17 protein-coding genes are annotated in these 26,996 nt (G+C 37.5%); 11 read left to right on the top strand and 6 right to left on the bottom strand.

Annotation, left to right across the window (positions count from 1 at the left end; all coding sequences use genetic code 11):
- Nucleotides 1-95 precede the first annotated feature (95 nt).
- The gene (locus tag H4J62_RS05005; protein WP_182214174.1) at nt 96-4,466 is read right to left on the bottom strand and encodes a PAS domain S-box protein; all 4,371 of its coding nucleotides are present in this window, start codon (nt 4,464-4,466) and stop codon (nt 96-98) included.
- 402 nt (nt 4,467-4,868) lie between these two features.
- Between H4J62_RS05005 and H4J62_RS05010 the strand changes: the two genes are divergently transcribed.
- Nucleotides 4,869-6,278 carry a CorA family divalent cation transporter gene (locus tag H4J62_RS05010; RefSeq protein WP_182214176.1) on the top strand — a complete coding sequence of 470 codons (1,410 nt, stop codon included), beginning with the start codon at nt 4,869-4,871 and terminating at the stop codon, nt 6,276-6,278.
- A gap of 159 nt (nt 6,279-6,437) precedes the next feature.
- Nucleotides 6,438-7,541, top strand: coding sequence for a GGDEF domain-containing protein (locus H4J62_RS05015; protein ID WP_182214177.1), 1,104 nt, complete (start codon nt 6,438-6,440; stop codon nt 7,539-7,541).
- A 201-nt stretch (nt 7,542-7,742) separates the two neighbouring features.
- Here H4J62_RS05015 and H4J62_RS05020 read toward each other — a convergent pair whose 3' ends face one another.
- From H4J62_RS05020 to H4J62_RS05035, 4 genes are all read right to left on the bottom strand, one after another.
- Nucleotides 7,743-11,060 (bottom strand): DEAD/DEAH box helicase, encoded by a 3,318-nt coding sequence (locus H4J62_RS05020; RefSeq protein WP_182214179.1) that lies wholly within the window; start codon nt 11,058-11,060, stop codon nt 7,743-7,745.
- A 351-nt stretch (nt 11,061-11,411) separates the two neighbouring features.
- The gene (locus H4J62_RS05025) at nt 11,412-12,911 is read right to left on the bottom strand and encodes an ABC transporter permease (protein ID WP_182214181.1); all 1,500 of its coding nucleotides are present in this window, start codon (nt 12,909-12,911) and stop codon (nt 11,412-11,414) included.
- A gap of 9 nt (nt 12,912-12,920) precedes the next feature.
- The gene (locus tag H4J62_RS05030) at nt 12,921-13,619 is read right to left on the bottom strand and encodes an ATP-binding cassette domain-containing protein (protein ID WP_182214182.1); all 699 of its coding nucleotides are present in this window, start codon (nt 13,617-13,619) and stop codon (nt 12,921-12,923) included.
- Complete coding sequence (locus tag H4J62_RS05035) at nt 13,619-14,485, bottom strand: putative selenate ABC transporter substrate-binding protein (protein WP_182214184.1); 867 nt, start codon at nt 14,483-14,485, stop codon at nt 13,619-13,621. The genes H4J62_RS05030 and H4J62_RS05035 overlap by 1 nt, the downstream gene beginning before the upstream one ends.
- Before the next feature lie 543 nt (nt 14,486-15,028).
- On the opposite strand from H4J62_RS05035, the gene H4J62_RS05040 reads away from it, so the two are divergent.
- The 9 genes from H4J62_RS05040 (at nt 15,029) to H4J62_RS05080 (ending at nt 24,579) form a co-directional block, all read left to right on the top strand.
- Nucleotides 15,029-16,303 (top strand): S8 family serine peptidase, encoded by a 1,275-nt coding sequence (locus H4J62_RS05040; RefSeq protein ID WP_182214186.1) that lies wholly within the window; start codon nt 15,029-15,031, stop codon nt 16,301-16,303.
- A 171-nt stretch (nt 16,304-16,474) separates the two neighbouring features.
- Nucleotides 16,475-17,803 carry a DEAD/DEAH box helicase gene (locus H4J62_RS05045; RefSeq protein WP_182214188.1) on the top strand — a complete coding sequence of 443 codons (1,329 nt, stop codon included), beginning with the start codon at nt 16,475-16,477 and terminating at the stop codon, nt 17,801-17,803.
- Nucleotides 17,804-18,230: 427 nt separating this feature from the next.
- Nucleotides 18,231-20,831 (top strand): EAL domain-containing protein, encoded by a 2,601-nt coding sequence (locus H4J62_RS05050; protein ID WP_182214190.1) that lies wholly within the window; start codon nt 18,231-18,233, stop codon nt 20,829-20,831.
- A 180-nt stretch (nt 20,832-21,011) separates the two neighbouring features.
- Nucleotides 21,012-21,473 carry a nuclear transport factor 2 family protein gene (locus tag H4J62_RS05055; protein WP_182214191.1) on the top strand — a complete coding sequence of 154 codons (462 nt, stop codon included), beginning with the start codon at nt 21,012-21,014 and terminating at the stop codon, nt 21,471-21,473.
- Nucleotides 21,474-21,715: 242 nt separating this feature from the next.
- Nucleotides 21,716-22,630, top strand: coding sequence for a hypothetical protein (locus tag H4J62_RS05060; RefSeq protein WP_182214193.1), 915 nt, complete (start codon nt 21,716-21,718; stop codon nt 22,628-22,630).
- Nucleotides 22,631-22,804: 174 nt separating this feature from the next.
- Entirely contained in the window at nt 22,805-23,062 is a 258-nt protein-coding gene (locus H4J62_RS05065; RefSeq protein WP_182170121.1) for a DUF2999 family protein, read from the top strand.
- Nucleotides 23,063-23,082: 20 nt separating this feature from the next.
- A complete protein-coding gene (locus H4J62_RS05070; protein WP_182214195.1) occupies nt 23,083-23,334 on the top strand; it encodes a hypothetical protein in 252 nt (83 codons plus the stop codon).
- Nucleotides 23,335-23,379: 45 nt separating this feature from the next.
- Entirely contained in the window at nt 23,380-23,919 is a 540-nt protein-coding gene (locus tag H4J62_RS05075; RefSeq protein ID WP_182214197.1) for a DUF924 family protein, read from the top strand.
- Nucleotides 23,920-23,937: 18 nt separating this feature from the next.
- The gene (locus tag H4J62_RS05080) at nt 23,938-24,579 is read left to right on the top strand and encodes an RDD family protein (RefSeq protein WP_182214198.1); all 642 of its coding nucleotides are present in this window, start codon (nt 23,938-23,940) and stop codon (nt 24,577-24,579) included.
- 102 nt (nt 24,580-24,681) lie between these two features.
- Here H4J62_RS05080 and H4J62_RS05085 read toward each other — a convergent pair whose 3' ends face one another.
- A complete protein-coding gene (locus H4J62_RS05085) occupies nt 24,682-26,994 on the bottom strand; it encodes a peptidase U32 family protein (protein ID WP_182214200.1) in 2,313 nt (770 codons plus the stop codon).
- Nucleotides 26,995-26,996 lie beyond the last annotated feature (2 nt).

Consider the following 26,996-nt stretch of genomic DNA (forward strand, 5'->3'; position numbering starts at 1 on the left):
GAGTATTCAGTAGCGACGTGTGATTGATGAAAACGTTTATAACAATATTTTCAGTCACCGCTATAGATAATCACTGACAAACGCCATAACATGGCCTAAAAGTTTGCCGCTATCTCGTCAGACACTCGAATAAACTCAGCATAAAGTTTATGGCTTAACGTTATAATTTCTTGTGTATTTTCTTCTTTAGCGAATTGTTCCAATTGCTCACAATAATGACCTAGTAATATCGCTCCAGCGCCCCGGGTTGAAGATTTAAGCTTGTGTGCCAGTTCCATTACACTCTGCCAATCTTTATCGGTAATGTGCACGGCTAATTCAGCGAATAATGGTTTGCTATGTTGTTGATAAAATTGTAAAAAGCTTTGTTGCGCTTCTTTATCATCACCAAAGCATTCAACCAATGCTGAGATGTTTATTGCCGGTTTTGCTATCATTTTAGTGACTTGTTCATCGGTCAATTCAGGTGGTGATTCTATTTTAAATTCATCTTCGAGTTCTTCTTCAACTAACCATTTACTGAGTAAAGCTTTTAAGCTATCTAGCTTCATTGGCTTAGTCACGTAGTCATTCATGCCAAGTTTAATGCAGTGTTCGGCTTCATTTCGCATCGCGTTAGCGGTGATTGCTATAATAGGTATCTGTGTTGTGCCGCCTTGTTCATTCTCTCGCACCTTTTGGGCAAATTCGAAACCATCCATGATCGGCATTTGACAATCTGTCATGATCAGGGAAAATGAATATTGCGTCATTTTAGTTAAGGCTTCTTCACCATGGTTGGCAATGATCACAGCATAACCAAATAGATTTAGCTGACGCTCTAATACCTGTTGATTAAAGACATTATCTTCAACAATCAAAATTAGTTTATTACTGGCTTGTGCTTCAGTAACACTGGGTATAGATAACGTCTTAATATCTTGCTTTAGACAACTTATAAGTGGATTTTTTTGATCCATAATACGGGCAATGGCCCAGTATATTTTTTGTGGTAAAAACGGATTACTGGCAATAGTTGTCGCGTGTTCAGGGTAAAAGGGTAAGTCGAAGTCATGCCACCTTTCAAGGATCAGTATATTAATATCCTCATCACTGTTGTTGGGTAACTGCATTTTAACTTCTGGCCAAAGGCTAATAACTTGTTCTGCTGAAATAATAATAAGATCATAATTTTCAGCAGAAATAAGCTTGCTTAATTCTGTTGGCGAACTTGGTGCTAAATGACAATGTGCGCCAAGCTCTGTTAGACCTTTGTGCAAGATATTATCGGTAATTCCATCGTAAGCAATGAGTAAAATATTTAAATGATAGAGTTTTACGCTCAGGGTCGATGTCTTTTTATTTTCAGTTGCTATTAAAGGTAAATCGACATGAAATTCTGTACCATCACCTATCACGCTTTGACAACTTATTTGTCCTCCCATCATAGTGGTTAACTTTGAGCAAATAGATAAGCCGAGTCCTGTGCCACCAAACTGACGATGAGTGCTACTGTCTGCCTGTGTGAAAGCATCGAATAAATGAACTTGTTGATCCTCACTAATACCAATACCATTATCTTTAACCGTTAATCGAAATAATTTTTTGTTTTGGCTATTATCTAAATAATCAAGCTTAACCTCAATAAGGCTTTGCGGCTGTTCATTGTTGTGAGTAAATTTAATCGCATTACCTAATAAATTAAGTACAATTTGCCTTAACCTAATGGGATCGCCTAGCATTGACTCAGTCATATGATGATTAGATGAACAAACCAACAATAATCTTTTGCTTTGTAATTGCGATGATAGTAACTCTGCAGCGCCTTCAATAATCTCTGTCCAGGTGAACGGTATTGACTCTAAAGTCATTTTCCCCGCTTCTATTTTTGAAAAGTCGAGCACGTCATTAATGATTTGTAATAACGCCCATGCTGAATCTTTGGCAACATTGGCTAAATGGTATTGATCATCATCTAGTTCTGATTGCTGCAGTAGCTCTAACATACCAACAACACCATTCATCGGTGTTCTAATTTCATGGCTCATTGTTGCTAAAAACTGCGACTTAGAGTCGCTTGCCGCTTCTGCTGTTAAACGTGCTTGTTCTAATTCTTGCTGAGATTCTTTTAAGTCAGCTAATGTCTTTTCTGTTCTGTTACGTTGGTATTTAACATCAAGCAGCACATTGAGTGTCGCTTGACGAGATTGTTCTTTTTCAGCATCAAGTATTTCACGCTCTATTTCATTCTGTTTAATGTTGGTTATATCTCTGACAATACCTAGCATACTTAATGGTTCGCCACTTTCATCACGGGTAACCTCAGTTGATGTATTGATATACCTTAATTGCTTATCAGCTAATATTATTCGGCATTCATAGTTATAAACTTCTAACTTATTTAAGGCTTTTAGTTGGTGTATTCTAAATTGATAACGGTCTTCTGGATGGACAAGGTTTACAATAAGCTCTGAAGTCAAAGGCGTAGAATTTTTCTCAATACCTATTAATCTGTGCATGCCGTCTGACCAGTAAATGATATCGTTTTTAAGATCTTTCTCCCAACACCCCAAATGAGCAATACGTTCAGCCTCTTTTAAAAAAAGCTGCTGTTTTAGTAGCTTATCTTCATTGGCCTTTTGCCTTGTTATATCTTGATTTATCGCAAGAAAATGATCTATTTTACCATTACGGTCTCTAATGGGGGTAATGTCGGTAGTGCCCCAATAACAGCTACCGTCTTTTTTCTTATTGTATAATTGACCACTCCAATGCTGGCCTTCAATAATTTTTTGCCAGAGCTGCTGATATTTATCGGTGTTTTTGTGTCCAGAATCTAGCAGGTTGGCATTTCTCCCTAAAACTTCTGTTTTTGAATAGCCGGTAGTTTCGCTAAAGGCTTTATTGACGTAGACAATTTTACCAATCAAATTGGTGATCAATATCGCTGAATGACTTTGTTCAACAGCACTTTCTAGTACCAGCAGTCTTCCTTCTAATTGTTGTATTGTGCTTAAATCAGAAATAATGGCAGTAAAAATATTATCTTGAGTAGTTTTATGACTGCTTATCGCAACACGAGCTGAAAATTCCCGACTGTCACTAGCCTTAGCCCGCATAATTCTGAAGCTGTCACATACACTGCTATCATTAATGATGTTTTTGATCCATTCCTGCAAGTTTTCTTGTTCGTTTTTCATAAAAAAGTCATTGAAAAACATCGACTCCGCGCCTTTCCTATCAACCAAAAACAGTAAGCCAGCGACTTTATTAAAGCGTATTATTTCCCCTTTTGCGTTAAAGGATATAATGGCATCAGGAGCGTTATTAAGCATAGAATAAAGGTACTGCTCTGAATCGAAGATGGCAGCTGCGCTGCGTTTTTGCCAATAAAAAGCAATAACTAAAATAAACAAACTCAATAACACCGTTTGCAATAGCTGCCAGAAAAAGCCATGTACTATTTTCTGTTGAGATTGCAATACATCCACTTCACTGACTTCTGCGCCGATACCTAAGCCTAAAGTACTGTTCCACAACCAAGCGCCTAATACGGGCTGGCCACGATAATCTAAATAGCTTTCTTCGCTGTAACCTGTGTTGCCTTCTAATGCCGACTGAGCCAATTTTGTATAAATGGGGGCTTGCGTTTGTTCACTAGTCGTTGGTTTCAACGGAAGCGTTAATGATATCGCTAAGACGCTAGATTGCTCTTTCGTTAGTCTTCCCTCGGACCTAAGTTCTGGCTCAAATTGACTGGCGGTTAATAAACGAGCTTTGGTGTCAAAGAAGTATGTTTGCTCTGATTTCCAAAAACTGTGCTGCTGTACTGTCGAAGAAAAAGCGCCAAACGGATTTAAACGTATGGCGAGCGCAGCAATAACTTGTTGTTCATTATCAAGTATTGGCGCAATAATAAAAGTTGTTGGATATTTTTGCTGTAGTTTTCCCTGAATGTTGACTAAAGGGGTTTCTGATAAAAGCGGAGGAATAAAAACGAGCTGACCATTGAAAACTTCAACAAGCTTTTTGGGGTATTGTTTAGCGATTATGTTGGGTTGCCCAATTAAGCCAGCAACCTTGGCAGTGAGGTTATTATAGTCAGGGGAAATAACATAAAACCCTTCATTTTCCTCAGCCAGAAGATAAGGTTCTAAAAAAGCAGTTAAATTACCAGTGGCTTTTGTCACCGCAGCAGAGTCGCCAATTGCTTGGGCCGCAACTAACTGTTTGACTTGTTTGACAACAATCGGTGAGGTTGACCAAGCTTTTACCTTGTTAAAATGAGACCTAACCCAGCCATTCTCTAGTAAGTCATTACTGACATTCACTCTGGCCTTTAAAATTTCTATTGCTTGTGTTTTTAGGGTATTTTCAACTTTGTTAAGGCTATACCAAGCTATTATTGTTGAGCCAATTAAAAATAGCACTACGGCTGCAGTGATTAGATATAGAGGAGATTTATATAAATTTGCGTATCGTGACATAATTACTTAATCCATTATTATAATCTTTATTTTGGCAGTCTTTCACCCGTGATACTTTCTTTTAAATAGTGAGCTTTGTTAGCGTTTATATCACTTTGTGATGAAAAACTTTTAAACACTCTTTATCGTTTAGTTAATTGCTTATGATGTTGTTATATATTTATTAATGAAACGGTTAATGTATGTTAACCAATTAATTAATAAACATTATTTTATCCTTAAGACTATGACTATAGGTTATTTCAAGATAAATAGATGCCCATAATTTAAATTATTACTGATAACTTTGCTGTGAAAATCACAACGAAAAGAGGGAACTTGAAATGCACTTACTGTTCTGTTTTGAAATGTGTTTACACATTTTAGCCTTAATAATACAATTAACACTTAATTAATTCTAAGGTGGATGAGAGTATCTTTATAACATCAAAAATTCGCTTGTTGCTCAATGAACGTGTCATGGGCTTTTTAGCGCTTATTTCACTTTTCATTGCTCTTGCGCCAACAGTCGTTGCGACTAATGAGCGCTTTTCTCAAGCGAAAGTTTTTTTGGAATGGGGGATCCTGGCCCTTTTCATCGTTGAATACGGCGTTAACTTTGTTTTAGCATCAAGTCGCCGTGTGTTTTTACTGGATCCGTGGCGTATCTTAGATTTATTCATCATCTGTACGGGCTTGTTATCTTTGATCCCTATGGCTAATGAACATTTACGTAATATTCCTGCTTTAAGACTGCTTAAATTCATCCGAATGGCTTTATTTGGTGTTCGAATGAAATTTGCTATGTCCTTAGATAACAATAAAGTTTCGACAGTATCGTCACCACCAATACAGTCTTTTAGCGCCTATTCGTTAGTAGATAAAAATATTTGTGGCTACACTGAATTAACTTGGGGTAATGTTGTAAAGCGATTAAAGTCGTCAAGTAATGACTGGTTATTTGCTGTAGGGCTCAACTCTGAGCAACTCACAGAGGTTGCGGAGATTCTTCAAGCCCCTAAGTCTGCCTTAGATATGCTCTTTAAACATTCGTTGTACCCAAGAATAGAGCGAATGGATGAATACACCGCCATTTTTCTCTGGAGTCCCAAGGTGGTAAAACAGTCCGATGATAGTGTGCCGACCATAGAACGAAGTCCTATTCTTTTATTGGGCGCGAATAATAATATTATTACCTTGTCTGGGACAGAATCATCGTTAGTAGATGAAATAACAGTTGATTTAATGGAGGTAAGAATACCTGCACCGCCTCTGATGCAAGCGACAAGTGCGCTTATTCGTGTTCTTGTCGCACAATACACCGATGTTATTGGCACATTAGAACAGACGCTTTTATACCTAGATAAGCATCAAAAACAATTAGGTGATAAAAGCTTTTTAGACCAAACGTTTCGACTGCGTAATGAAATTACCAATGTTAGGGGTAACCTTAAGCATTTAGCGTCAGTGGTTCACCAACTTGCAGAAAAGCCTCTTGCAATTAAAAGTTTTGAATTGATGCCTCGACCTATCCTGACGGTATTAGCCGATGACGTTGATGGATTATTTGATAGTGCCGATGACTTAGTAACAACACTGGCAGCATTAGTTGAACTGCGCATTAATATGTCTTCATTTCAAATGAATAAGGTAATGCGGTTACTGGCTGTTATCACCACCATAACCTTAATCCCCACCATGGTTGGTGGTCTAATGGGAATGAACTTAATTGACAGCCCGTGGAATTTTACCCTTTATGAAGTGACTTTCTTTGTTGGTGTGGCGATGTCTTGTGGTATTTATATTTTTGCCAGTAAGGGCTGGTTTCGTTAAATGATAAAAAGTTTCGCCATTATTATCCTAGCGTATACACTTAAATTTATTAACAAAAAATAACTATTAGCTTTTTATTAATAGACGATTACATATAAAGCTAATTATCGACAGGAGCTAAACATCAAAAAACTGCCAGACATTCAACAACGTATTGATATGGATCTTAGACGTCGTTCGATGACAGGCATCCTTGTTTATGCGGTGATGTTACCGGCTGTATTTTGGCCATTTGATTTTCACACCGAAGAGCCTGCTTTGACCTTAGCTTTTGCGTTAAGCATGCTGGCAATTAGTATAGTGCGCCTTGCTCACTGGTTTTTTAGCGATGCTATTTATAATTATTCTCCTAACGTGTGGCGCAATTGCTTTACTTTTTTATCATTGTTACAGGCAAGTGTATTAAGCCTATTCTTTGGTTTAGCGATATATGACCCGCGTTTCACCCCTATTTTACATGTCACTATGTTGGCTATCGGTGGTATTGCCAGCAGTGCCATTGTTGCACTGACACCAAGAATACCTTTAGCTTTATTGAATTTAGGGATACTTCTAGTTCCATCAATAATAGCGGGTTTTATCATTGAGGATAAACTCCCTTATGCGATTATGATCCTCGTCTATGTAACCTTCATTGGTTTAATGGGCATTCGCTCTTCAGGTGAATATAACCGCTCTTTTGAAATTGAAACTCAACTGGATGGACAGAACAAAATTTTAGAACAACTCAACAAAATTGACTCACTGACAAATATTTTTAATAGGGGATATTTTAACAGTGAATTTGAACGCCAATGGCAAATGGGTAGCCGACATAAAATATCAACAGCATTAATGCTGATAGATGTTGATCACTTCAAAGTATTTAATGATAACCATGGGCATTTATGTGGAGACGCTTGCTTAATACATGTGGCTAAAGTGATTAAAGAAAATATTAAGCGGTCGACAGATCTCGTTGCGCGCTTTGGAGGTGAGGAGTTTGTGGTATTACTTTCAGGATATAGCGCTAAAGATGCCAAGGAACTGGCAGAAAAAATGAGACTTTCAATTGAAAGTACTCCTTTAGATTATGAGGGTAATACATTTAATGTCACGATAAGTATTGGTTTAGCTTCAACTATTCCCGATAGTCAATCTAATAGAATAATTCTACTAGAAGCTGCTGACAAAGCCATGTATAGCGTAAAAAAAGCAGGAAGAAACCAAGTTTCAAGTGTGATTGAATTAGACGCTACCCTCAGACAGTCTAATGATATTTAATTTTGAGGCGCTTTTTTAATACCTGAGTAACCCCTGCTCAATATGTAACCAAACCCGTAATATCAAGAGACAGAGTAGTTTACCCCGATAAGTAAGATAGCAAGTTAGCGGTATTCAAAGCAATGACGTGTCATTAAAAGCGAGTTGATGACTCTACTTATTCTCATCAACTCTATGCAATGTAATGGCTATTATTTCAAATTAGCTTAGCGGTGCTAGCAACGAGCCTAAAATATCATCTGTTAAACTCAGCTTATTATCACTGACTTCTTCAGACAATAAAGCTTTAGCAAGTTCTGCTTTATTTTGCTGTATTTTTTGGATTTTCTCTTCTATTGAATTTTCTATAATATATTTATAAACAAAAACAGGTTTGTCTTGTCCAATTCGATACGCTCTGTCAGTTGCTTGATTCTCTACGGCAGGATTCCACCAAGGGTCAAAATGAATCACGGTATCGGCAGCGGTTAAGTTTAAGCCAACACCACCAGCACGTAAGCTAATCAAAAATACCGGCACTTCACCTTCTTGGAATTTGTCTACCACGGCCTGTCTGTTGGTCGTTGAACCAGTTAGTTTAACAAAATCAATACCTTCTGCCACCAACTCATCTTCTATTAAAGCAAGCATACTGGTGAACTGAGAAAAAATTAATATTTTGCGACCTTCAGCAATTTGCTCAGGTAGCGTTTCCATTAAGTAGTCAAGCTTGGCTGATTGGTTTACTTTTTTAGCGCCTTCAAGCGATAATAATTTAGGGTGATTACAAACCTGTCTTAGTTTTAATAATGCATCCAATACTTCTATCTGACTGCGCTTTAAGCCTTTGTCAGCAATGATATCTTTTAAACGACTGTCCATCGCTAAACGCACTGATTCATAAAGCTCAGCTTGCTGACCTTCAATACGCAATTTTTGAATGATTTCAGTCTTTGGCGGCAACTCAGTGGCTATTTTATCTTTCGTTCTGCGTAAAATAAATGGCTTGATGCGTTGGTTTAATAACTGCTTACGCTCTTGCTCACCATGCTTCTCTATCGGTGTTCTAAAGAGTTTAGTAAATTGTCTTTGGCCACCAAGAAAGCCCGGTAATAAGAAATTAAATTGTGCCCAAAACTCACCTAAATGATTCTCCATAGGTGTACCGGTCAAGCATAATTTATGTTGCGCTTTGAGGGTCAAAAAGGCTTGGTATAATTTTGTTTTAGTGTTCTTTATATAGTGAGCTTCATCGAGCACTAGATAATAAAATTTTTGCTGGCTATAAAGCGCTAAATCTTTAGTAATCAATGCATAGCTGGTGATGATAATATCAACTTGATTCTCAAGTCCTTCAAAACAATCAAAATGCTGCTGGCGTTTACTGCCGTGTAAAACGCGATAAGAAAGTTGTGGGGTAAATTTCTCTATTTCATTTGCCCAGTTAAAAATAACACTGGTTGGTGCCACAATGAGCACGGGCTTAGTAAGGCGGCCTTGTTGTTTTTCAATTAATAGGTGCGCTAAGGTTTGAATCGTTTTACCTAAACCCATATCGTCAGCCAAAATACCATTTAATTGATACTCGCGTAAGAACTGCAACCAATTTAGCCCTTGATGCTGATATGTTCTTAAGGTCGCATTCAATCCTTCTGGCACAGGAACCGTGGTCACTTGTTGGAAGTCTCTGAGTTTGTCAGCTAAGCTTCTTAACTTACTGGTACCCGTGGCTATCATTCCTTGGTCATCTAACATTGATAATGTTTGATGTCCTTGAAAACGTGATAGCTCCATAGTGCCATTTTTATTTAAAGCATTGGGCATAAACAGCTCAATAAACTGTTTCAATATCGGTTGTACGCTTTGATAACGCAAGGCAACGAAGTCACCATTATCTAAGTCAACGTAAATAGGTGAATCAGGCGAAATAAGTTTTTCTTTTTCGCGGTCAACTAACGCCGATTTAGGGAGTTGTTCAATCGCGCCAAGCAAAATAGGAAATGCCGGCATTTTTTTACCATCAATGGTTAAGTTTAACCCTAATGAGAAAAAGTCATGGTCATCGGTTTGAATAACTTCAGCATCAAAAACACTGTCGGTAGCGAGCGCCTTATAATAAAAATCATCGGTAAAAGTTATATGCCAGCCTAAATTCTTAAGTGGTTGTACTTCTTGATGCAAAAAGTGATGCCAAAGGTAGCGCCCTTGCATTAGCATCGAAAATTTAGGCGTTTTATCTTTATTTAAATAGTCTTCATTGGTGAAAGTATAACGCTTAGCTTTGGGCTGAACGGTAAATTTTAACGTCGTCAACTTATCGATAACCGCTTGTTCAAACGTTAAATCTCGATACAGTTTTATTTTTTTATCAGTTTCAGTTTCGTTATCATTTTCACTTGAGTTTTTGGGGGTAACCGTAACACTCTCATTATGTGGGTTGACTAAATTTCCTTGGTAGGAAAAGTTAACCTTTACAAAACCTGATTGTGGATCTGCTTCACGGGGGGTTGAAAAGTGCAAATGTACTTCTGGTTTGGTCAACTCTTGTGAGTATTCTGTTTTGGGTTTAGGTAAACGCTGCACAGCATCACCTAACGACATAGATAACTTATTCATGACCCAAGGTAATTTGTCTTCTTCGAAAATAGGTGAATTGAGTAAGTCTGCCTCAAAATTACATTGTGTATTGGTATTGATTTTCCCAAAGCAATTATTCTTTTCATCATAATAACAAAGTGGCTGTGCTTTGATGATAAGAATATTGGTCGAGGGTTCCATGAAAACAAGTTTTAAGGTGTGTAACTTGTTATCAAGGGCTAACCACTGCCACTGGGCTTCTATGGGATCACCCAAAGTGATCGCTTCATTTAAGTCGTAACTTGTTTGCCAAAAACAGCGATTAGTTTTGATAATACGTTCGAACAAATCAAAATACTTGATGTTATCGCCATACTGATTAGTACGGATAAGTTCGGTAAGTACAGCAACATCATCGTTATTAGCATAAGCACTATTTATTAACGAGCTGGCAGAAAACTCGCTGCCAAGTGAACTACTCCATCCACCACTATTTTTGGGGCGAGCTGATTTTATACCTAAAGTGAAATAGTCATCTTCGTTATAACTGTTAGGCTTTAAAAAGTACAATAGCGATTTTTGTTGGCTATTGGGCTGATATCTACTGGGCTGTGCTTGAAAGCGACTAAGCCATTTATCAATGACCTTTTCAGAAGTCGCAATACTGTTTTGGTCAAAATGTTCGTGAATAAAACACTGCGCTAACGCTGCGCCATGCTTACAATCTCGACCAATATAACAATCGCAATAACTGGCAATACCATCATTCTTAATATTTAGCACTAAACGAGTCAAATAAGTGCTTTGGCGAGAGCGTTCACTGTAAACGACACCACGAATTATTTCACCATCAAGGGCGCAGGTTTTAATGCCATTCGCCTGAAAAATACGCGTTCCTTTTTTCCATTCATTTTTGGCAAAGTGTTTTTCAAGTAATTCAGGTGTAAAAGTGTTTGTAGCCATAAGTTTTTAATTATTAAGAATTCAAATAGGTTGTGAATGGATAAATTAGTTTGATATCACTTCTCAATAGAATAAAAATATCAAGAGGATGATAAATATACATTAATTCAACAGCACTTTCAGGACTTACTGCTAATCGTTAATCATTTATTATATCATCTCAATAGTATCACTGAGAATTAAAACCTTCAATTTGTCTTAATACTTGTAATTAAAGGGTAATATTTTTAATGGAAGCTCATATTAAGCGGCAAGGTTTAATTTAAACACAGGTATCATTTTTTTTTAAGGACTATTGAATAGCTAATTATTTGTAATAAAATGGCAAAATCGATAAGTGTTGGTTTTAGCTTATGTCGTTAACGATTGTTTGTGGGAGTTAAGTAGCCGCATTGAAATATGATCGATGACGACATTAAGTAAAGCGGTACAGATGATAAGAATTAATGCACTACTGTAGCGTATTTCACTGAAATTACTGTCGATATAAAAACCTAATGTCATAATACCTAAAATACCAAACACGGCAGTTTCACGGACGATAATCTCGAATCGATAAAACAATAAAGCCATCATATTGGGATAAATGCTTGGCATTATGTAGTAGTTAAACTTATTTAACGTGCTTATCTGCATCAGGGGGGGCGCTATGGCGTTACTTTGTCGAACCGTTAAGTAGGCTATAACACTACCATTATGTATGGCTAGGGCAAGAATAGCAGGTAACATCGACGGGCCAAGTAATATTAAAAAAATAAACGCTAATATGTATTCAGGTACTGAACGACCAATAAGTAAAATGAACTGACCAAAATACGCAAGCGGGGCGGGCCATAAATGCTTACTTGCAATGACATGGGCATTTAAGCTAACAAAGTGGCTAGCCGCTAATGCTAATAAGGCTAAAGTTAGGGTCGATATCGCCCCAGGGAAAGCCTGTAGCGTAACAATATCGCTAAACCAAGTATAAAGTAATGACCATTGCACGTCGGCAAAACTTAAGGTGTTTACTAACGCAGGAGGAATAATATCTTGGCTAATAAAGCGTATCAGTAAACTGCTATCTAGCGTAGGAATTTCTACCAATGTTATACAAGCAATAATAAGGTAAACCCCTAATAACTTAGGAGGGCACCAATAACGAATCGTGCCAATAAGCGCAATAAATATCATCAGTAATGCAGCGCCTTCGCTATAGTTTCCTTGTTTAAAAGCGGTTTCTAAATAATAACCCAGTGTTGGCATACCAATAAATCCCAGCACAGCGCTACTGCGCAGCGCACATTCAAAACGGTAGCGTGTGTAGGTGATAAGTTGCGGTAAAACTTGAGCTATTTTGCCATAGGTATAGCGGCTAATAATATCTGCTCTGCTGTCAATACTCTCTAATGGATTGTCTGACGATTGATTGATTATATCGTGAAATACCCGAGCAAAAGTGGCGGCAAAGGGAATAGTGATCGCTAAAATGCCTGTTATTGGAGAAAGACCAAAAACTTGTAAAAATAACAGCGCCCAAAAAATCTCATGAATTGCGCGTAAAAAAGCGCAGCAGCCAGATACTAAAGGGTGTGGGTAGATGAGTGCGAGAGGAGCGCCGAGCAGCAGTCCTAAAGATACACCAATAATGGCAAAGTTAAGGGTTTGAATTATCGCTTGAAACAGGTATTCAGTGGCGAAAAAGTCAGCGTGAATAAAACCTTGAGCCATAAGCGATAACTCAAGTAAAGGGTCGAAAGTAACAATTTCTATATCAGCAAAAGGAATAATAACTAAGGCGATAAACCCTATTGATAAGGTGACTTTTTGCCAATATCCTAATGGGTAAACTGTATTTTGTCGCAACGCCATAAAATAAACCTACGCGACTGCGTCAGTTTGATAAAGTTTGCTGATCTGCTGTTGGTTAATGGACTGTTTTTTGCTGTCGAGTACCAACCGACCTTTATCTAAGGCGATAACACGATCGAAAGCGTTCATTGCCAAGGTACGGTCGTGTACAACCATAATGACAGTTTTGTGGCGAGCTAATATTATTTCAAGTATTCTTGACGCCATTAATGGGTCAAGTGCTGAAAAAGGTTCATCGCCAAGAAATATATCTTGCTGCTGATATAAAGCTCTTGCTAATGCGACTCGTTGTCTTTGCCCACCTGAAAGTTTATCTACTGACTTGTCTAAGGGCTCATCTAGTTCTAACTGCTGACAAAGTAGGCCAATATCGTGTAAGTCTTGTTTAAAAGGTCTCATTAAGTTAATAAGATTAAATAACCAGTGGTGGCGAGCTAAAGCACCCATAAATATATTGTGGAAGATGCTTAAGTTATCGACTAAGCCTTGGCGCTGAGAACAAAGCGCTGCGCTGGTTTGTAAACACTGATAAAAATGGTGCAGTAGCGAGGTTTTTCCTGCACCAGAGGGACCAATAATCGCAACTTTTTCACCTTTATTTATCGTCAGACTTAGATCAAAGATGACTTGAGCAGCCCCTTTACGCTTACCTGTATTATTGCTGGTTGTTTTATGATGATAAAGGTTTAGGTAGTCGAGGGTTATCATTAATCGATAAGTCCTATCTTTTTAGCCACTGTTAATACTGGCTCAAAATCTTTATTTTCAGCATTAACAAAAGAAGAACGTGGAAAGCTACTAAGTAGCTCTGGGTTATTCATATTGAGAAGTGCCGCCTGCACTTTATTCGCAAAGCCTTTGCCAAATTCCGCATCAACATTGGCGCGTATCGTCCATTGGTAATCAGGGTAGGTAGGGGTTTCCCAAATAACACTGACTTTATTGGTGTCTATTTTTCCTGCGCTAAGTGCACTTTCCCATACTTTATAATTAACAGCACCAACTTGGTAAGCGCCCGCTTGAACTTGAGCAATAGTGCGGCTATGGTCACCAGAAAAACCAACACGTTTAAATGCTTGCTGTGGCTTTTTAGCTAAATGTTGCTCAATAAAATATTGTGGCATTAATCGACCTGATGTTGAGCCTTTTGAGCCGAAGGTGAAGGTTTTATCATTTATATCAGGGAAATTGTCGTTCATCGTTAACCCCGTACTGTGGTGAGCGATAAAATAGCTCTTAAAAAACTGATCTTCATAGCCTTGAGCAATCGCTTGTGATCCAGGCACTAAAAGTCGGGCTTGTACGCCAGATAAACCACCGAACCAAGCGAGTTGAACTTGGTTGTTTCTAAAGGCTGTTACGGCGGCAGAGTATGACTTTACCGGTACGTATTTAACCTTGACGCCAAGTTCCTTTTCTAAATACAAGGCTACTTTTTCGAAACGAGTTCTTAATTGAGATTCGTCTTCATCAGGGATCGCGGTAAAAGTAAAGGTTGTGGCGATAGCGTTGACACTTACTAAGGTGCTTAGTATTAACGTTAATGATGTGATTAAAGTGGTCAGTATTTTCATGGTATCTCTAGTTATTTTTAACCCAATAGTAACGTCAATATGATGATAATCGATGTTATATTGATGCAGGAAAATTATGGAAGTTTGATGGCGTATTATTACTTAAAAAATAATGATTCACACGCTTTTGCGCAATTTAATCGATACTCTGCATAAAATACCGTTTAGCCATATTTATTATTTAAAATATCTAGCTGTTTCTGTTTACTTGAAACTCAATACACACATCAATAATACTGAAATCATAATTAAATCCTACCTTTTTACGCTCCTCAGCTAAATCTTAAACATTTACTATTAGCGGCGTTTTAACAGCCGTGTTTATTTGCTCGGTTTTTTTCGATATTAACTTGTTTGTTAACAAGACAATGCCTCCAGTGAGGGGTTAATATTATTAAAGTAGGGGTTTCCCCTGATGGTCATACCAGTATCAAGACTCTACATTGGTAACAACACGTTTACTTTTAGATGTGTACCAAAAACAATAATTAAGTGCTCTATCCTAGAGTAACTTGAGAAACTTAATACTATGTGGAGCCAAAAATGAAAAAGAAATTAATAAGCTTAATGATTTCATCTTGTATTGCACTGCCAGCTATTGCTGCAGAAGACAACGCACTTAGCAATATTATCGTTAGCCTAGATGCTAATCAAATTGCCAGTGTTGCAGACTTTATCGACGATTACGCTATAGCAAGTAAATATACTTACAGCCATGTTTTTACTGGTTTTTCTGCGACGGTTCCGTCAAAAGTACTTGCCCAGCTAAGTCAAGATCAACGTGTTTTGAGTGTTTCAAAAGATGGCAGAGTTCACGCAACAAAAAGTACTTCCAATCAAGTGGCAGCATGCAGTTTCTTATTTGGTTGCCAGACTAGCCAGCAAGAAACTCCTTGGGGAATTAGTCGCATAGGGGCAAATACTGATGAAAACACCGGTCAGGGGGTTCATGTTTATGTTATTGATACGGGTATAGATTCTGATCACCCAGATTTAGCTAGTAATGTCGCTAATGGTTATAGTGTTGAAATGTGTCTTGGTTTAGATTGTTCAAATAACTGGGATGATGATCAAGGCCATGGCACCCATGTTGCGGGCACCATTGGTGCATTAGATAATAACCTTGATGTTATTGGCGTAGCACCAGCCGTTACTTTACATGCCGTTAAAGTATTAAATGCTGCTGGCAGTGGCTCTAATTCTGGGGTTATTGCTGGTATTGATTGGGTAACACAGCAGGCTGAATCTTTAGGCGTAGCGGTTGTTGCTAACATGAGCTTGGGCGGTGATGGCTCTAAAACAGGTACCTGTACCAATGACGGTTTTATTGGTAATGATAACTTTCATCGCGCTATCTGTAATGCGAAAAATCAAGGGGTTATTTTTGCTGTGGCGGCAGGAAATGACAGCGCAGATGCTTATGGTTCAACGCCAGCAGCTTATGACGATGCGGTGATAACCGTTAGTGCAACCGATATAAATGATGATTGGGCTGGCTTTTCTAACTGGGGTAATGGCTCAGCTAGCTGGACTAGTCATCAATCTGCGCCAGTAGCTATTGCAGCCCCTGGAGCTAATATTTTATCGACTAAAAGTGGCGGTGGCACAACAACGATGAGCGGCACATCAATGGCCGCTCCACATGTTGCGGGTGTTTTAGCGCTTTACTTGGAGTCTATATCACTAAACCCTGATGGCAGCGCTTTTGGCGCAGCAAGAGATTGGTTACTTTACAACAGTGAGTCTAATGCTAATTTAACTAATACAACGGGTCAGCCTCACCAAGAAGATTTTCTTAACGCCGAAATATCTAAATAAAGAAGTAAAGAGTTATTAGTAAAATTTAACTATCTTGTCAGGGTGTTCCCTTAACTTGAATTTAATTCACGTTAAGGGCTTTCTGCTAGGGTTAGTCAATTTTATTAACTTACTGGGGCAAAAATAGGCTAAAATATACTTACTTATTTTAGCCTTGAGCCCTTTATCTTAATGACCTCTATTTCAACCCCAGCCCAGTTTACAGAACTTGGTCTTATTCCCCCCCTATTAGCTCGATTAACTGAGCTCAAATATTTGCAGCCGACGCCTATTCAGGCACAAGCTATTCCAAGTGTTTTAGCAGGACGTGACTTAATTGCAGGGGCAAATACCGGTTCAGGTAAAACAGCCACCTTTGCATTACCACTTTTGCAGCACATTTTTTTACAACTGTCTGCTGATACAGCCTCAAATAGCAAGAGTAACAAGAGTAACAAGGGGAATTATGTTACTGGGCTTATTTTAGTACCTACGCGTGAACTTGCTAAACAAGTAGCAGAGAGCATTAAATCTTATGCCGTGCATTTCAATGGTGCGATAAAAACGGTTGCTGTTTTTGGTGGTGTATCTGTGAATACACAAATGTTGGCATTACGAGGTGGCGCCGATATTCTGGTGGCAACCCCGGGTCGATTACTCGATTTAATTTCAAGTAATGCCATTAAGCTTGATTTGGTTAAGACCTTAGTCCTTGATGAAGCCGATAGGATGTTAAGCTTAGGTTTTACCGAAGAGTTATCTGCGCTGTTAGCTTTATTACCGAAGAAAAAACAAATATTATTATTTTCAGCAACCTTTCCTGAACAAGTAAAAACGTTAACCCAAGAATTACTTAACAACCCGATCGAGATACAAGTTCAAAGTGCTGATGCAAGTACGCTAGTCCAGCGTGTCTTTAGCGTTAATAAAGGCGAAAAAACCGCAGTGTTAGCACATTTAATTGCAGAAAATGAATGGCGACAAGCGCTCATCTTTGTTAATGCTAAACACCACTGTGAGCATTTAGCTGAAAAACTTGCTAAACGTGGTATTACCGCGGCAGTGTTTCATGGTGATAAAGGTCAAGGCGAACGAAGTAGGGTGCTTGATGGTTTTAAAGCTGGCGAGATTGACGTGCTCATTGCCACAGATATAGCCGCTCGCGGACTAGACATTGAAAAACTGCCGGTGGTTATTAATTTCAACTTACCGAGAAGTCCGTCAGACTACATGCATCGTATTGGTCGAAGTGGCCGTGCTGGTGAAGTAGGTTTAGCTTTATCATTGATTGACCATGAAGACTTTCATCACTTTAGTATCATCGAAAAGAAAAATAAAATTCGTCTTGAACGTGAGCAAGTCAAAGGTTTTGAAGCCGATGAAGTCAGTAATGATTCAATTACTGCCGCAGAAAAACCCATGGCAAAGCCTGAAGGCACAGGAAAGAAAAAGCGTAAAAAGAAAGGGGCAGTGAATACCATAAACGCTGATATTTGGGCCGGTTATAGCGACACAGAATAACAGTGATTAAACTAAGAGGCTGAATGTATATTCAGCCTAATGAGCTAATGTCTTACTTAGCAAATAAAAACATCAGTCATTTATTGGCTTGGTGTTTTTTTTATGGTGTTTTAGCAAGATTTAGCCCAATAGAATAAGTGCTAATGCACTTTTATTGACGGTCAATAATCGCTAAATTATAAAGTGTAACTTCTAATCTTCTATACTCTTTTTGACTTCCTGTTATTAATCTCACCCTATGTTACTATCTTAGTATTAAATGGAATTAAGTTAATTTAACGAACTATCTTAATGCAGTTTTTACTTGAATAAAATTTAACCTTCTTTTTAAGTATAATAGGATAATATGTTCAATGTTAAGCGCTTCTGCCTGCTAAAGGCGATCAAGGTTTCGTTCAAAAAATATCGGTATCTTTGCGCTTTTGTTATGCTGTTATTATTTTCAAATGATACTTTTTCAATGAGTGACTTTAGCGCTATTTTTGAAAAACATAGCGCAGTTATGTTAATCATTGAGCCTAAAACCGGTAATATTCTTCAGGCAAATTCAGCCGCTCAACATTTCTATGGATTCGCAGAAAAAAAACTTGAGTCACTGGCTATTCAAGACATTAACCTGTTGAGTGTAGAGCAAGTCGCTTCAGAAAGAGCCTTAGCTAAATCAGAAGATAGAAATTATTTTATTTTTAGACATCAAACCAGTAATGGCGATATTAAAACCGTGTCGTCACATTCCATTCCGATAACTTATAATAATAAAGCTGTGCTCTTTTCTATTATCCAAGATGTGACATCAGAAAGGGAATATCAGCAAGCGCTTTGGCATTATCAAAGTAATTTAGAGAACTTGGTCGACAAGCAAGTTAATGAAATCGATAAAACTAAAAAAAACTTAATACAACTATTAGTGATAGGTCTCTTGTTATTATCGACCTTGAGTCTGTTTTTACTTTTTATGTTAAAACGAAAAAATGAAGCTGAAGCTCAGCGTTCATTAATTGCTCAAATTGTAGAGCAAAGCCCAGTCTCAATTCAAACCACAGACCTTAATGGTATTATCACTTATGTTAATAAAGAATTTGTTAAAAGTTCTGGGTTTCAAGCAACAGAAGTGATCGGTCAAAAAACAAATATTCTTAAATCTGGTTTTCATCAATCTCCGCTCTATGAGAATTTATGGGCAACAATAACATCAGGTAAACACTGGGTCGGGGAGTTTTATAATCAGCGAAAAAATGGTGATAATTTTTGGGAGAAAGCCAATGTATATCCCCTCAAAGATGCTAAAAATAGAATCACCAGTTATGTAGGGATTAAAGAAGATATTACCCAAATTAAGCAAGATGAAAAACAGTTGAGACTCGCTTCAACGGTATTTAAAACCGCAACAGAGGCTGTAATGGTTACCGATATTGATAATAATATTGTTGCGGTTAATCAAGCGTTTATATTAATTACTGGCTATGAGGAAAAAGAAGTCTTAGGTAAAAATCCCACATTATTAAGCTCTGGGCATCATGACACAGAATTTTATCAGCGCATGGCGGCAGATTTGGAAAGCTTGGGGCAGTGGCAAGGTGAAATCTGCAATCGACGTAAAAATGGTGAGGTGTTTTATGAATGGTTATCTGTTACTGCTTTGAGAGATGAGTTTGGGCAATTAGAGTCTTATGTTTCATTATTTAGTGATATTACTAAACGTAAAAAGGCCGAAGATAAAATTTATCGCCAAGCTAATTACGATTCATTGACCGGACTCGCCAATAGAAATCTGTTTGTCGACAGATTTGAGCATACTTTGGAACTTGCCCAACGGGACAATAATAGAGTTGCTATATTTTTTATTGATTTAGATGGCTTTAAGAATGTTAATGATACCTTTGGCCACGCTAAGGGAGATATGCTGTTAAAATTAACCACAGAGCGTATCAAAGAGTCGGTAAGAAAGGCCGATACGGTCAGTCGTTTGAGTGGTGATGAATTTGCAATAATTTTGTCGGGCGACAATGATGTCTTTAGTTTTGAAAAAATTGCCAGCCAGATACTTGATGAAATAGCTAAGCCATTTCATTTAATAGAAATAGAAGCTTATGTTACCGCAAGCATAGGTATATCAATATTTCCAGATGATGGCAGTACCTATGAAGAGCTATTGAGTAAAGCCGATAGCGCTATGTATAAAGCCAAAGAAAAGGGTAAAAATAATGTACAATTTTTTACTAAAGAAATGGATATCAAAGCCCAACAACGAAGGCATCTAGAAGTTGAATTACGCAAGGTTATTGTTAACAAGGAGTTAATTTTACATTATCAACCTATCCATCAAGTTAGTAGTAATAAAGTTGTTTCTGCTGAGGCCTTAGTTAGATGGCTACACCCAATAAAAGGCTTGGTTCCACCGGCTGACTTTATTGCATTAGCAGAAGATATTGGTTTTATTACTGAAATTGGAGATTGGGTCTTAGAAGAAGCTTGTAAACAAGCTAAATGCTGGCAAAGCCAATTTGACCTTGCACCAAAGATATCAGTTAATATCTCGAGTGTGCAGTTTCAACGTCAGGATTTTATCAGTAAACTTGAAACTATCTTAGCAAAAACACAACTTGCTCCAGATTCACTGATCCTTGAAATGACTGAAAGTTTATTAATTCAAGAAGATGATCAAACCCTAATTCAGTTATCAGCTATAAGAGCTATGGGTATAGAACTGTCGATTGATGACTTTGGTACCGGTTATTCGTCACTTAGCTACTTAAAGCGGTTTCCTATTAGCATATTAAAAATAGACCGCGCTTTTATTAAAGATATTACCTTTAATGCTGAAGATGAAGATGAAGATGAAGCTTTGGCTTGCGCTATCTTGTCGATGGCAAAAAGTTTAGGTTTAAAAGTGGTTGCCGAAGGGGTTGAAGATCTTGCTCAGTGCCAATTACTAACTAAGCATCAATGCGATTATATTCAAGGATATTTTTTTAGTCGCCCACTCGAAGAGCACGCCTTTATTGCGTATCTCAACGACAATATTTAGCAATCGAACGTGCAAAGTAATGGTAATAAAAACTTATCTTGGTACGTAACGGTTAATTTTTATTAAAAACTATCACTCAAAGATAATCAGAGTTTAGGTTTTTGCTATAAAGTTTATTAACAAAGTGTCTATCAATTTAGCTAGGCATAATTATAAAATAACTGATTACTAGGGAAAACCATGAACAATAAAAATTTACTTATTCTTATTCTTACTTTATCAGTAAGCGTTAATTTATTGGCCAATGAAGCCGTTTTTAGACCGGTTGAAACACTATTTTCTGCGATGTCAGCAGCAGACCATATTAAAATGAAAGCCGTGGTCACTGACGATTTTCAGTTGTTAGAAGCCGGCGAAGATTGGAGCTTAACCGACCTGATTAACGTTGTTAAACCCTCAGAGTATAAAAGAAGAAACTATTTTAGTGTCATTAAAACAAGGGTTTATAGTGATGTTGCATGGGTGAGTTATTGGAATAAAGCAACTTTCAATAATGGCAAGGAAGAAAGTACTGTAGCTTGGTTAGAAAGTGCCGTCATGGTGAAAGTGGCGGGGCAATGGAAAATGCAAATGCTGCATTCAACGCGAATAAAAGCTGAGAGTATTCCTAAAGATATTTTATTGTCTGAATATGTTGATTAACCTGCGAACAACAGATTCAGATGTGACTAAGTATTGAAATTGAAAAATAATGACCTGCAGTCGCGACAAACTGTCTTTTCCTAAAAGCGCTAAAACAGTTTATAATAGCGTCGAAAAATTCGACTGGCAGCTGATCTTGAACATTCAAAGTGATCTCCTTAAACTTTATCCATTTTCTATTGAATTAAAATAAGTCTTTATTTTAATTCCTTGATTAGTATTTTCGGAAAATTAAAAACCCTATGCTCAAGAAAAACCTACGTTGGTTAACTACATTTTTATCATTGTTTATTTTTATTGCGCTGGGTTCATCAATTAAACATCATTATAACAATAAACTGGTTTCAATGGATGAGAGGCTCACGGAAGTTTCGGGTATTGAATTTGATAAAAAAGGTAAACTTTGGGCAATAAATGATGGTGGTGATAAGCCAAATTTATACCGGGTTGAAGCCGATGGTAAAATAAGTAAAACGGTGTTGATCACTAATGCTAAAAATATTGATTGGGAAGATATGACCCAAGACGATTTTGGCCATTTCTTTTTAGGTGATTTTGGCAATAACGACAATAAGCGAAAATGGCTAACCATCTATAAAATAGAAAATCCCATTGATATTAAGGGCGATAGTACTAGCGCTGAGATAATTAAATTTATGTATCCAGAGCAAAATAGTTATCCGCCAAAAGAACATCAGAAAAAATATGATTTAGAAGCTTTTGTTTTTTACAAAAAGAAATTGTACTTGTTTACAAAGAACAGATCCGTGCCATTTGACGGCGAAACTAATTTGTACCGAATAGGGGCTTATGCGGCTAATCATCAGGCGACAAAGCTCAGCTCTTTCACGACTTGCACGCATCATGAAAAACTCTGTTGGATAACTTCTGCGGCGTTAAGCCCCAATAAAAAGAAACTGGTGTTATTAGACTCACAAAGGTTGTGGCTATTTGAAAATTGGCAAGGGGATGACTTTTTTTCAGGCGATGCTTATGAAATTAATCTAGGGACTATTACCCAAAAAGAGTCAGTGACTTTTTTTGATGATAATACCGTTGTTTATACGGACGAAGAATTTATGGGTATTGGCAGAAATGCTTACTTAATTAAACTTGATAAACAAAGAAAAATTCCCGTTCACTCACTCCAAGAGTGAGCCATTTAAATATTGTTATCAATTCTTGCTATTTTTTAATCATCTAGTCACTAGGTAAATAACATTTACTGAAAATAGTGCCAATGAATGAGAAAATTAGATTGGTAAATGTCAGTTGAAATAGCGACAATGCTGTTTAGCTAAGTTTTATGTTTTATGTTTTAAGGAAAGGTAATGAATCCTATTATTCAGGCACTAAAAGAATTAAATGTAAGTGAAGAAAAAATTAAAGAACTTTTTCAAGTACTCACCGAAAACCCAATGATGGCGATGATGAATATTCAGTCATTGGGTTTACCACCGGAGAAGTTGCAATCAATTATGATGATGGTCATGTCTAGCCCAGAACTCATTAAAGAAGCGGTAGAAGAGCTAGGTTTAGATTTTGCTAAAGTTGAAGCGGCTAAAGCTAAACTTAAAGAAAATAAATAATAGTTTAGTAACTGTTATTGATGGCTAAGCCCAATAAAAAAGCCCCTGAAAAGTCTGTTGATATTTATTGCAGTAAGTGTCGAGCACCTCTGTATAAATACAAAAAAGGCGGTAAAGGGGCATTAGTTAAATGTTTTAAAGCTCGGATAGTTAAAGATTTTACCATGACACCCTGTGTGTGCCCAAGCTGTGCCAGTGTCTTTGCTCGGGAGACGTTAATTCGGGGTATGCCAGCCTTTAAAATGATTGGTGGCAAAGTGACGTATAAATAAAAGTGCTTAGCCGATAGATTGATTACAGCGATGGAGGTTGGGTTAATGAATGCAGATGACGTTTTAAATTTTTGGTTTAAAGAAATCGATCAATCACAGTGGTGGCTAAAAGACCTCGCGTTTGATCAGTGTATTATTAGCAAGTTTTCGGCTGTGCATCTGGCGGCAAATAGTGGTGAGTTATTCAAATGGCGACTTACAGCTAAAGGGCGACTTGCTGAAATTATTATTCTAGATCAGTTCTCTAGAAATATGTATCGTGATACGCCAGGTGCTTTTGCCTGTGACCCTTTAGCTTTAGCGCTTGCTCAAGAAGGGATAGCCGTTGGCGCTGATCAAGAGTTAAATCATTTAGAAAGAAATTTTTTGTATATGCCGTTTATGCATAGTGAGTCATTAATGATACATGATATCGCTGTTAAGCTCTTTGTCGATAATGGCGTTGCTTCAAGTATCGATTTTGAAAATAAACATAAAATAATCATTGAAAAATTTGGCCGTTATCCGCATCGCAATAAAATCCTTAACAGGAAGTCTAGTCAAGAAGAACGTGAGTTCTTAACACAAGCCAATTCATCTTTTTAAAAAGGAAGCATAGTCTACATGGATCCAATAATCGATTTTACGTCATATACCTTACAAGAATTATACTCAGCAGCAGAACAAATCGACAGTGAGCAATACCCAGAACGAGCTGCAGAAATTAATAAGTTAATAGTTGAGAAAACAGTTGTTGAACCCGCACCTGTAGCTGTAACAGTCGAGCAAACTGTCGCTGAACCGGCGATAGAACAAAATGTGAAAAGAGTGGGTGAAAAAGCAACACGTTTAGACCGTTTTTATGCGGCATTAATTGATGGTCTTATTGGTATATTTGCTGCTGTACCTATTTTTATCACTGTCGGTTTTGATAAATTAGCGGAACCCACTTTTTCTTTAACAGTGATGTTACTCGCTTATGGACTTATTGCTGGCCTTGTCTTACATGGTTACCTGCTTTACCATTATGGACAAACCATAGGCAAGAATTTCATGTCTATTCGAATTGAAAATTTAGATGACAGTAAGGCAAGTTTAACGACAATTTACGTTAAGCGGATGATACCGATGCAACTACTTTCTCTTGTTCCTTTTGGTGGTCAAATTATTTCAGGCCTGGTTAATCCACTCTTTATCTTTGGTAAAGAAAAGCGTTGTCTGCATGATTATGTCGCAAAAACAAAAGTCTGTTATACCAACAACTAAACTTATTTAATGATAAAACCTGCATGTTTACTGACTTAGTCTGGTGATAAACATGCAGTTATTTTATAAGCATCGTTTTGGTATTATCTGCTCGCGATTATCTTATAAGCCGTTATGATATTGGCTGTTCGTTGATTCAGGTACCATGATATTAAGTGTCTCAGGTACGTTAATATTACCGTTAAGTAATGCTTCAAATTGACTAATCAATAACGCTTTGTCTGGTGTTTCTTTATCACCTGAGCCAATGTTAGTCAGATCAATCATAAAGCCATCAAATAAATCACTTAGGTCTTCAATAATTTCAGTATTTAAAAACTGGTCTTGATTATAAATACTTGGATAGCCGGCTTTTTGTTTATCGATAGCAAACGAAACACCTTTCAAGTTAGTGATACTGGTTGATTTATCACACGACAGCATACAGCCGTTATCAATGCGTGGCTTTTCACAGCCAACACTTTGTTGGAAGAAACATTGTCGGCTGGCCATCAATAAAATAGGGTGGTAAATACTGTAGAAGAGTTTGAAGTTTTCCGGACGAGCAATATTTCTAATTTGTTGACGGTTTATTTCGTTAGAAATAAACGCACCTTTACAATCAAAACCTTCTTGCATTGCAAGTAAAGCGTAAGAGTTAGTCGTATTTAAGAAAGGCCCTGCTATCCACTGAATCCCTAAACGGTTCGCTTCATAAGCGATACCCGTATTATTGGTTACAATGAGTTGTGGTTTTACTTGTTGTAAAATATTGACCGCGACGTCGTAATCTTTGCCAATTAATACTGAAGGAAACCAAGGGATCAAGCGAGGATTTTCTTTAAGAAAACCGACATACTTAGTACAACCGCGTTTATATGCATCGGGTAATTTAAAGTAAATATCTGCCGAAGTTAATTTTGCTAATTCAACATCACTTTCATCACAAATAAGAATTGATAGCTCGGCTTTTGCATCACCAGTCGTGGTATGTTTAGGGTGATTGGCTAACTTAGGTAATTGAACCTCAGGTAACACAGCTTTAGAGTTATTCAACAAAAAGGCGGCTTCATTTTTTAATACCGTTAATTCTTTAAAAGGAATGCTTAAGCCATCTTCTAAGTCATCGGTTATTATTTCAATCAAATCGAAATGGGCATTGTTAAAGCTTTTAAAACGCTTTTCAAGGGTTTCTCTGTCAATACTCAGTTTGCCACTTTTTACTAAGTTGCTTTGTGACTTAAGCGCGTAACTTTTAACCTCAAGCCCTTTCTCGCTGTCTTTAGCATCAACAAAAGCTTGCTGTTGAGAAAGTTCTTTTGTCGTTACGGTCAAGGTAAGTGGTTGATCTAATGTACCTGAAATAGCCAGTGTTAGCGGTATCTTGCCAATGGTTAAATGTTTTATTTTATCGTCAACAGAGGCATTGATTAGCTGTTTTTCATCATTAAGTTTTTGTTCAACTTCTTGAATTTGTACAACTGATATCGCATTGCTTTTATCAACAGCATGGTATTTGGAATTATCCCGTGGGTTTTCAATAAACATTGACTGATTTAAATCACCACGTAAAAAGGCGTTGGAGAAGTCGCGGTTAAAAACTTTATAAAGGCGTTCACCATCTTCGAGTAATTCACCTGTTTTAAGGAAACCATCAATTTGTTTGCGAAAGCTATCAACAACAGTATGAACGTAGCTGGCACCTTTTATACGTCCTTCAATTTTAAAGGAATGCACACCCGCTTCGATAAGCGCAGGTAAATCAAAAAAAGCCGAGTTATCTTTTATATTTAACGGGAATTTATTACCGGTTGCTGTTGGTTCATATTCTTCACGACAAGCTTGGCTACAACGACCGCGATTTCCTGAATTGCCAACACTTGCTGATGTTGAATAACAAAGACCAGAGAAAGCCACACAGAGTGAACCATGCACAAAAACTTCTGTTAAGGTATCGTGCGCTTTACCCGCTGCTGCCATTGCGGTAATTTCACGTAAATCTAGCTCTCTTGATAAATTCACTCGTGATGCACCGAGTTTTTTCAAAAAAGGTATTTGACCCACGTTATGGGTGGTTAATTGCGTTGATGCGTGAATATCTAAGGTTGGAAAGTGCTGGGTAAGCAGATAGAACATGCCAATATCTTGCACGATAACACCATCAAGTGTGGTGTTGGCAAGTTTAGTTAATAATTTAGCCAGTGAAGCAAATTCACGCTCTAAGATCACCACATTCAAGGTTAAAAATATTTCACATTGATACTGATGAGCTAAACGAATAACGCCAACAAGTTGATCAAAGGAGATATTAGTCGCACGATTACGGGCGTTAAAAGTATCTAGGCCACAGTAAACGGCATCGGCTCCAGCAATAATCGCTGCTTTAATTGCTTCGACATCACCGCCGGGTGCTAATAACTCTATTTTTTGATCCATGG

Origin of the sequence: Colwellia sp. BRX8-5 (assembly GCF_014077325.1) — a bacterium.
Taxonomy (GTDB): Bacteria; Pseudomonadota; Gammaproteobacteria; order Enterobacterales; family Alteromonadaceae; genus Colwellia_A.

Excerpts from the sequence above, each read along its gene's own strand:
- H4J62_RS05005 (WP_182214174.1), bottom strand. The coding sequence starts at position 4,466 with ATGTCACGATACGCAAATTTATATAAATCTCCTCTATATCTAATCACT.
- H4J62_RS05015 (WP_182214177.1), top strand. The coding sequence starts at position 6,438 with ATGGATCTTAGACGTCGTTCGATGACAGGCATCCTTGTTTATGCGGTG.
- H4J62_RS05020 (WP_182214179.1), bottom strand. The coding sequence starts at position 11,060 with ATGGCTACAAACACTTTTACACCTGAATTACTTGAAAAACACTTTGCC.
- H4J62_RS05025 (WP_182214181.1), bottom strand. The coding sequence starts at position 12,911 with ATGGCGTTGCGACAAAATACAGTTTACCCATTAGGATATTGGCAAAAA.
- H4J62_RS05030 (WP_182214182.1), bottom strand. The coding sequence starts at position 13,619 with ATGATAACCCTCGACTACCTAAACCTTTATCATCATAAAACAACCAGC.
- H4J62_RS05035 (WP_182214184.1), bottom strand. The coding sequence starts at position 14,485 with ATGAAAATACTGACCACTTTAATCACATCATTAACGTTAATACTAAGC.
- H4J62_RS05040 (WP_182214186.1), top strand. The coding sequence starts at position 15,029 with ATGAAAAAGAAATTAATAAGCTTAATGATTTCATCTTGTATTGCACTG.
- H4J62_RS05045 (WP_182214188.1), top strand. The coding sequence starts at position 16,475 with ATGACCTCTATTTCAACCCCAGCCCAGTTTACAGAACTTGGTCTTATT.
- H4J62_RS05050 (WP_182214190.1), top strand. The coding sequence starts at position 18,231 with ATGCTGTTATTATTTTCAAATGATACTTTTTCAATGAGTGACTTTAGC.
- H4J62_RS05055 (WP_182214191.1), top strand. The coding sequence starts at position 21,012 with ATGAACAATAAAAATTTACTTATTCTTATTCTTACTTTATCAGTAAGC.
- H4J62_RS05060 (WP_182214193.1), top strand. The coding sequence starts at position 21,716 with ATGCTCAAGAAAAACCTACGTTGGTTAACTACATTTTTATCATTGTTT.
- H4J62_RS05065 (WP_182170121.1), top strand. The coding sequence starts at position 22,805 with ATGAATCCTATTATTCAGGCACTAAAAGAATTAAATGTAAGTGAAGAA.
- H4J62_RS05070 (WP_182214195.1), top strand. The coding sequence starts at position 23,083 with ATGGCTAAGCCCAATAAAAAAGCCCCTGAAAAGTCTGTTGATATTTAT.
- H4J62_RS05075 (WP_182214197.1), top strand. The coding sequence starts at position 23,380 with ATGAATGCAGATGACGTTTTAAATTTTTGGTTTAAAGAAATCGATCAA.
- H4J62_RS05080 (WP_182214198.1), top strand. The coding sequence starts at position 23,938 with ATGGATCCAATAATCGATTTTACGTCATATACCTTACAAGAATTATAC.
- H4J62_RS05085 (WP_182214200.1), bottom strand. The coding sequence starts at position 26,994 with ATGGATCAAAAAATAGAGTTATTAGCACCCGGCGGTGATGTCGAAGCA.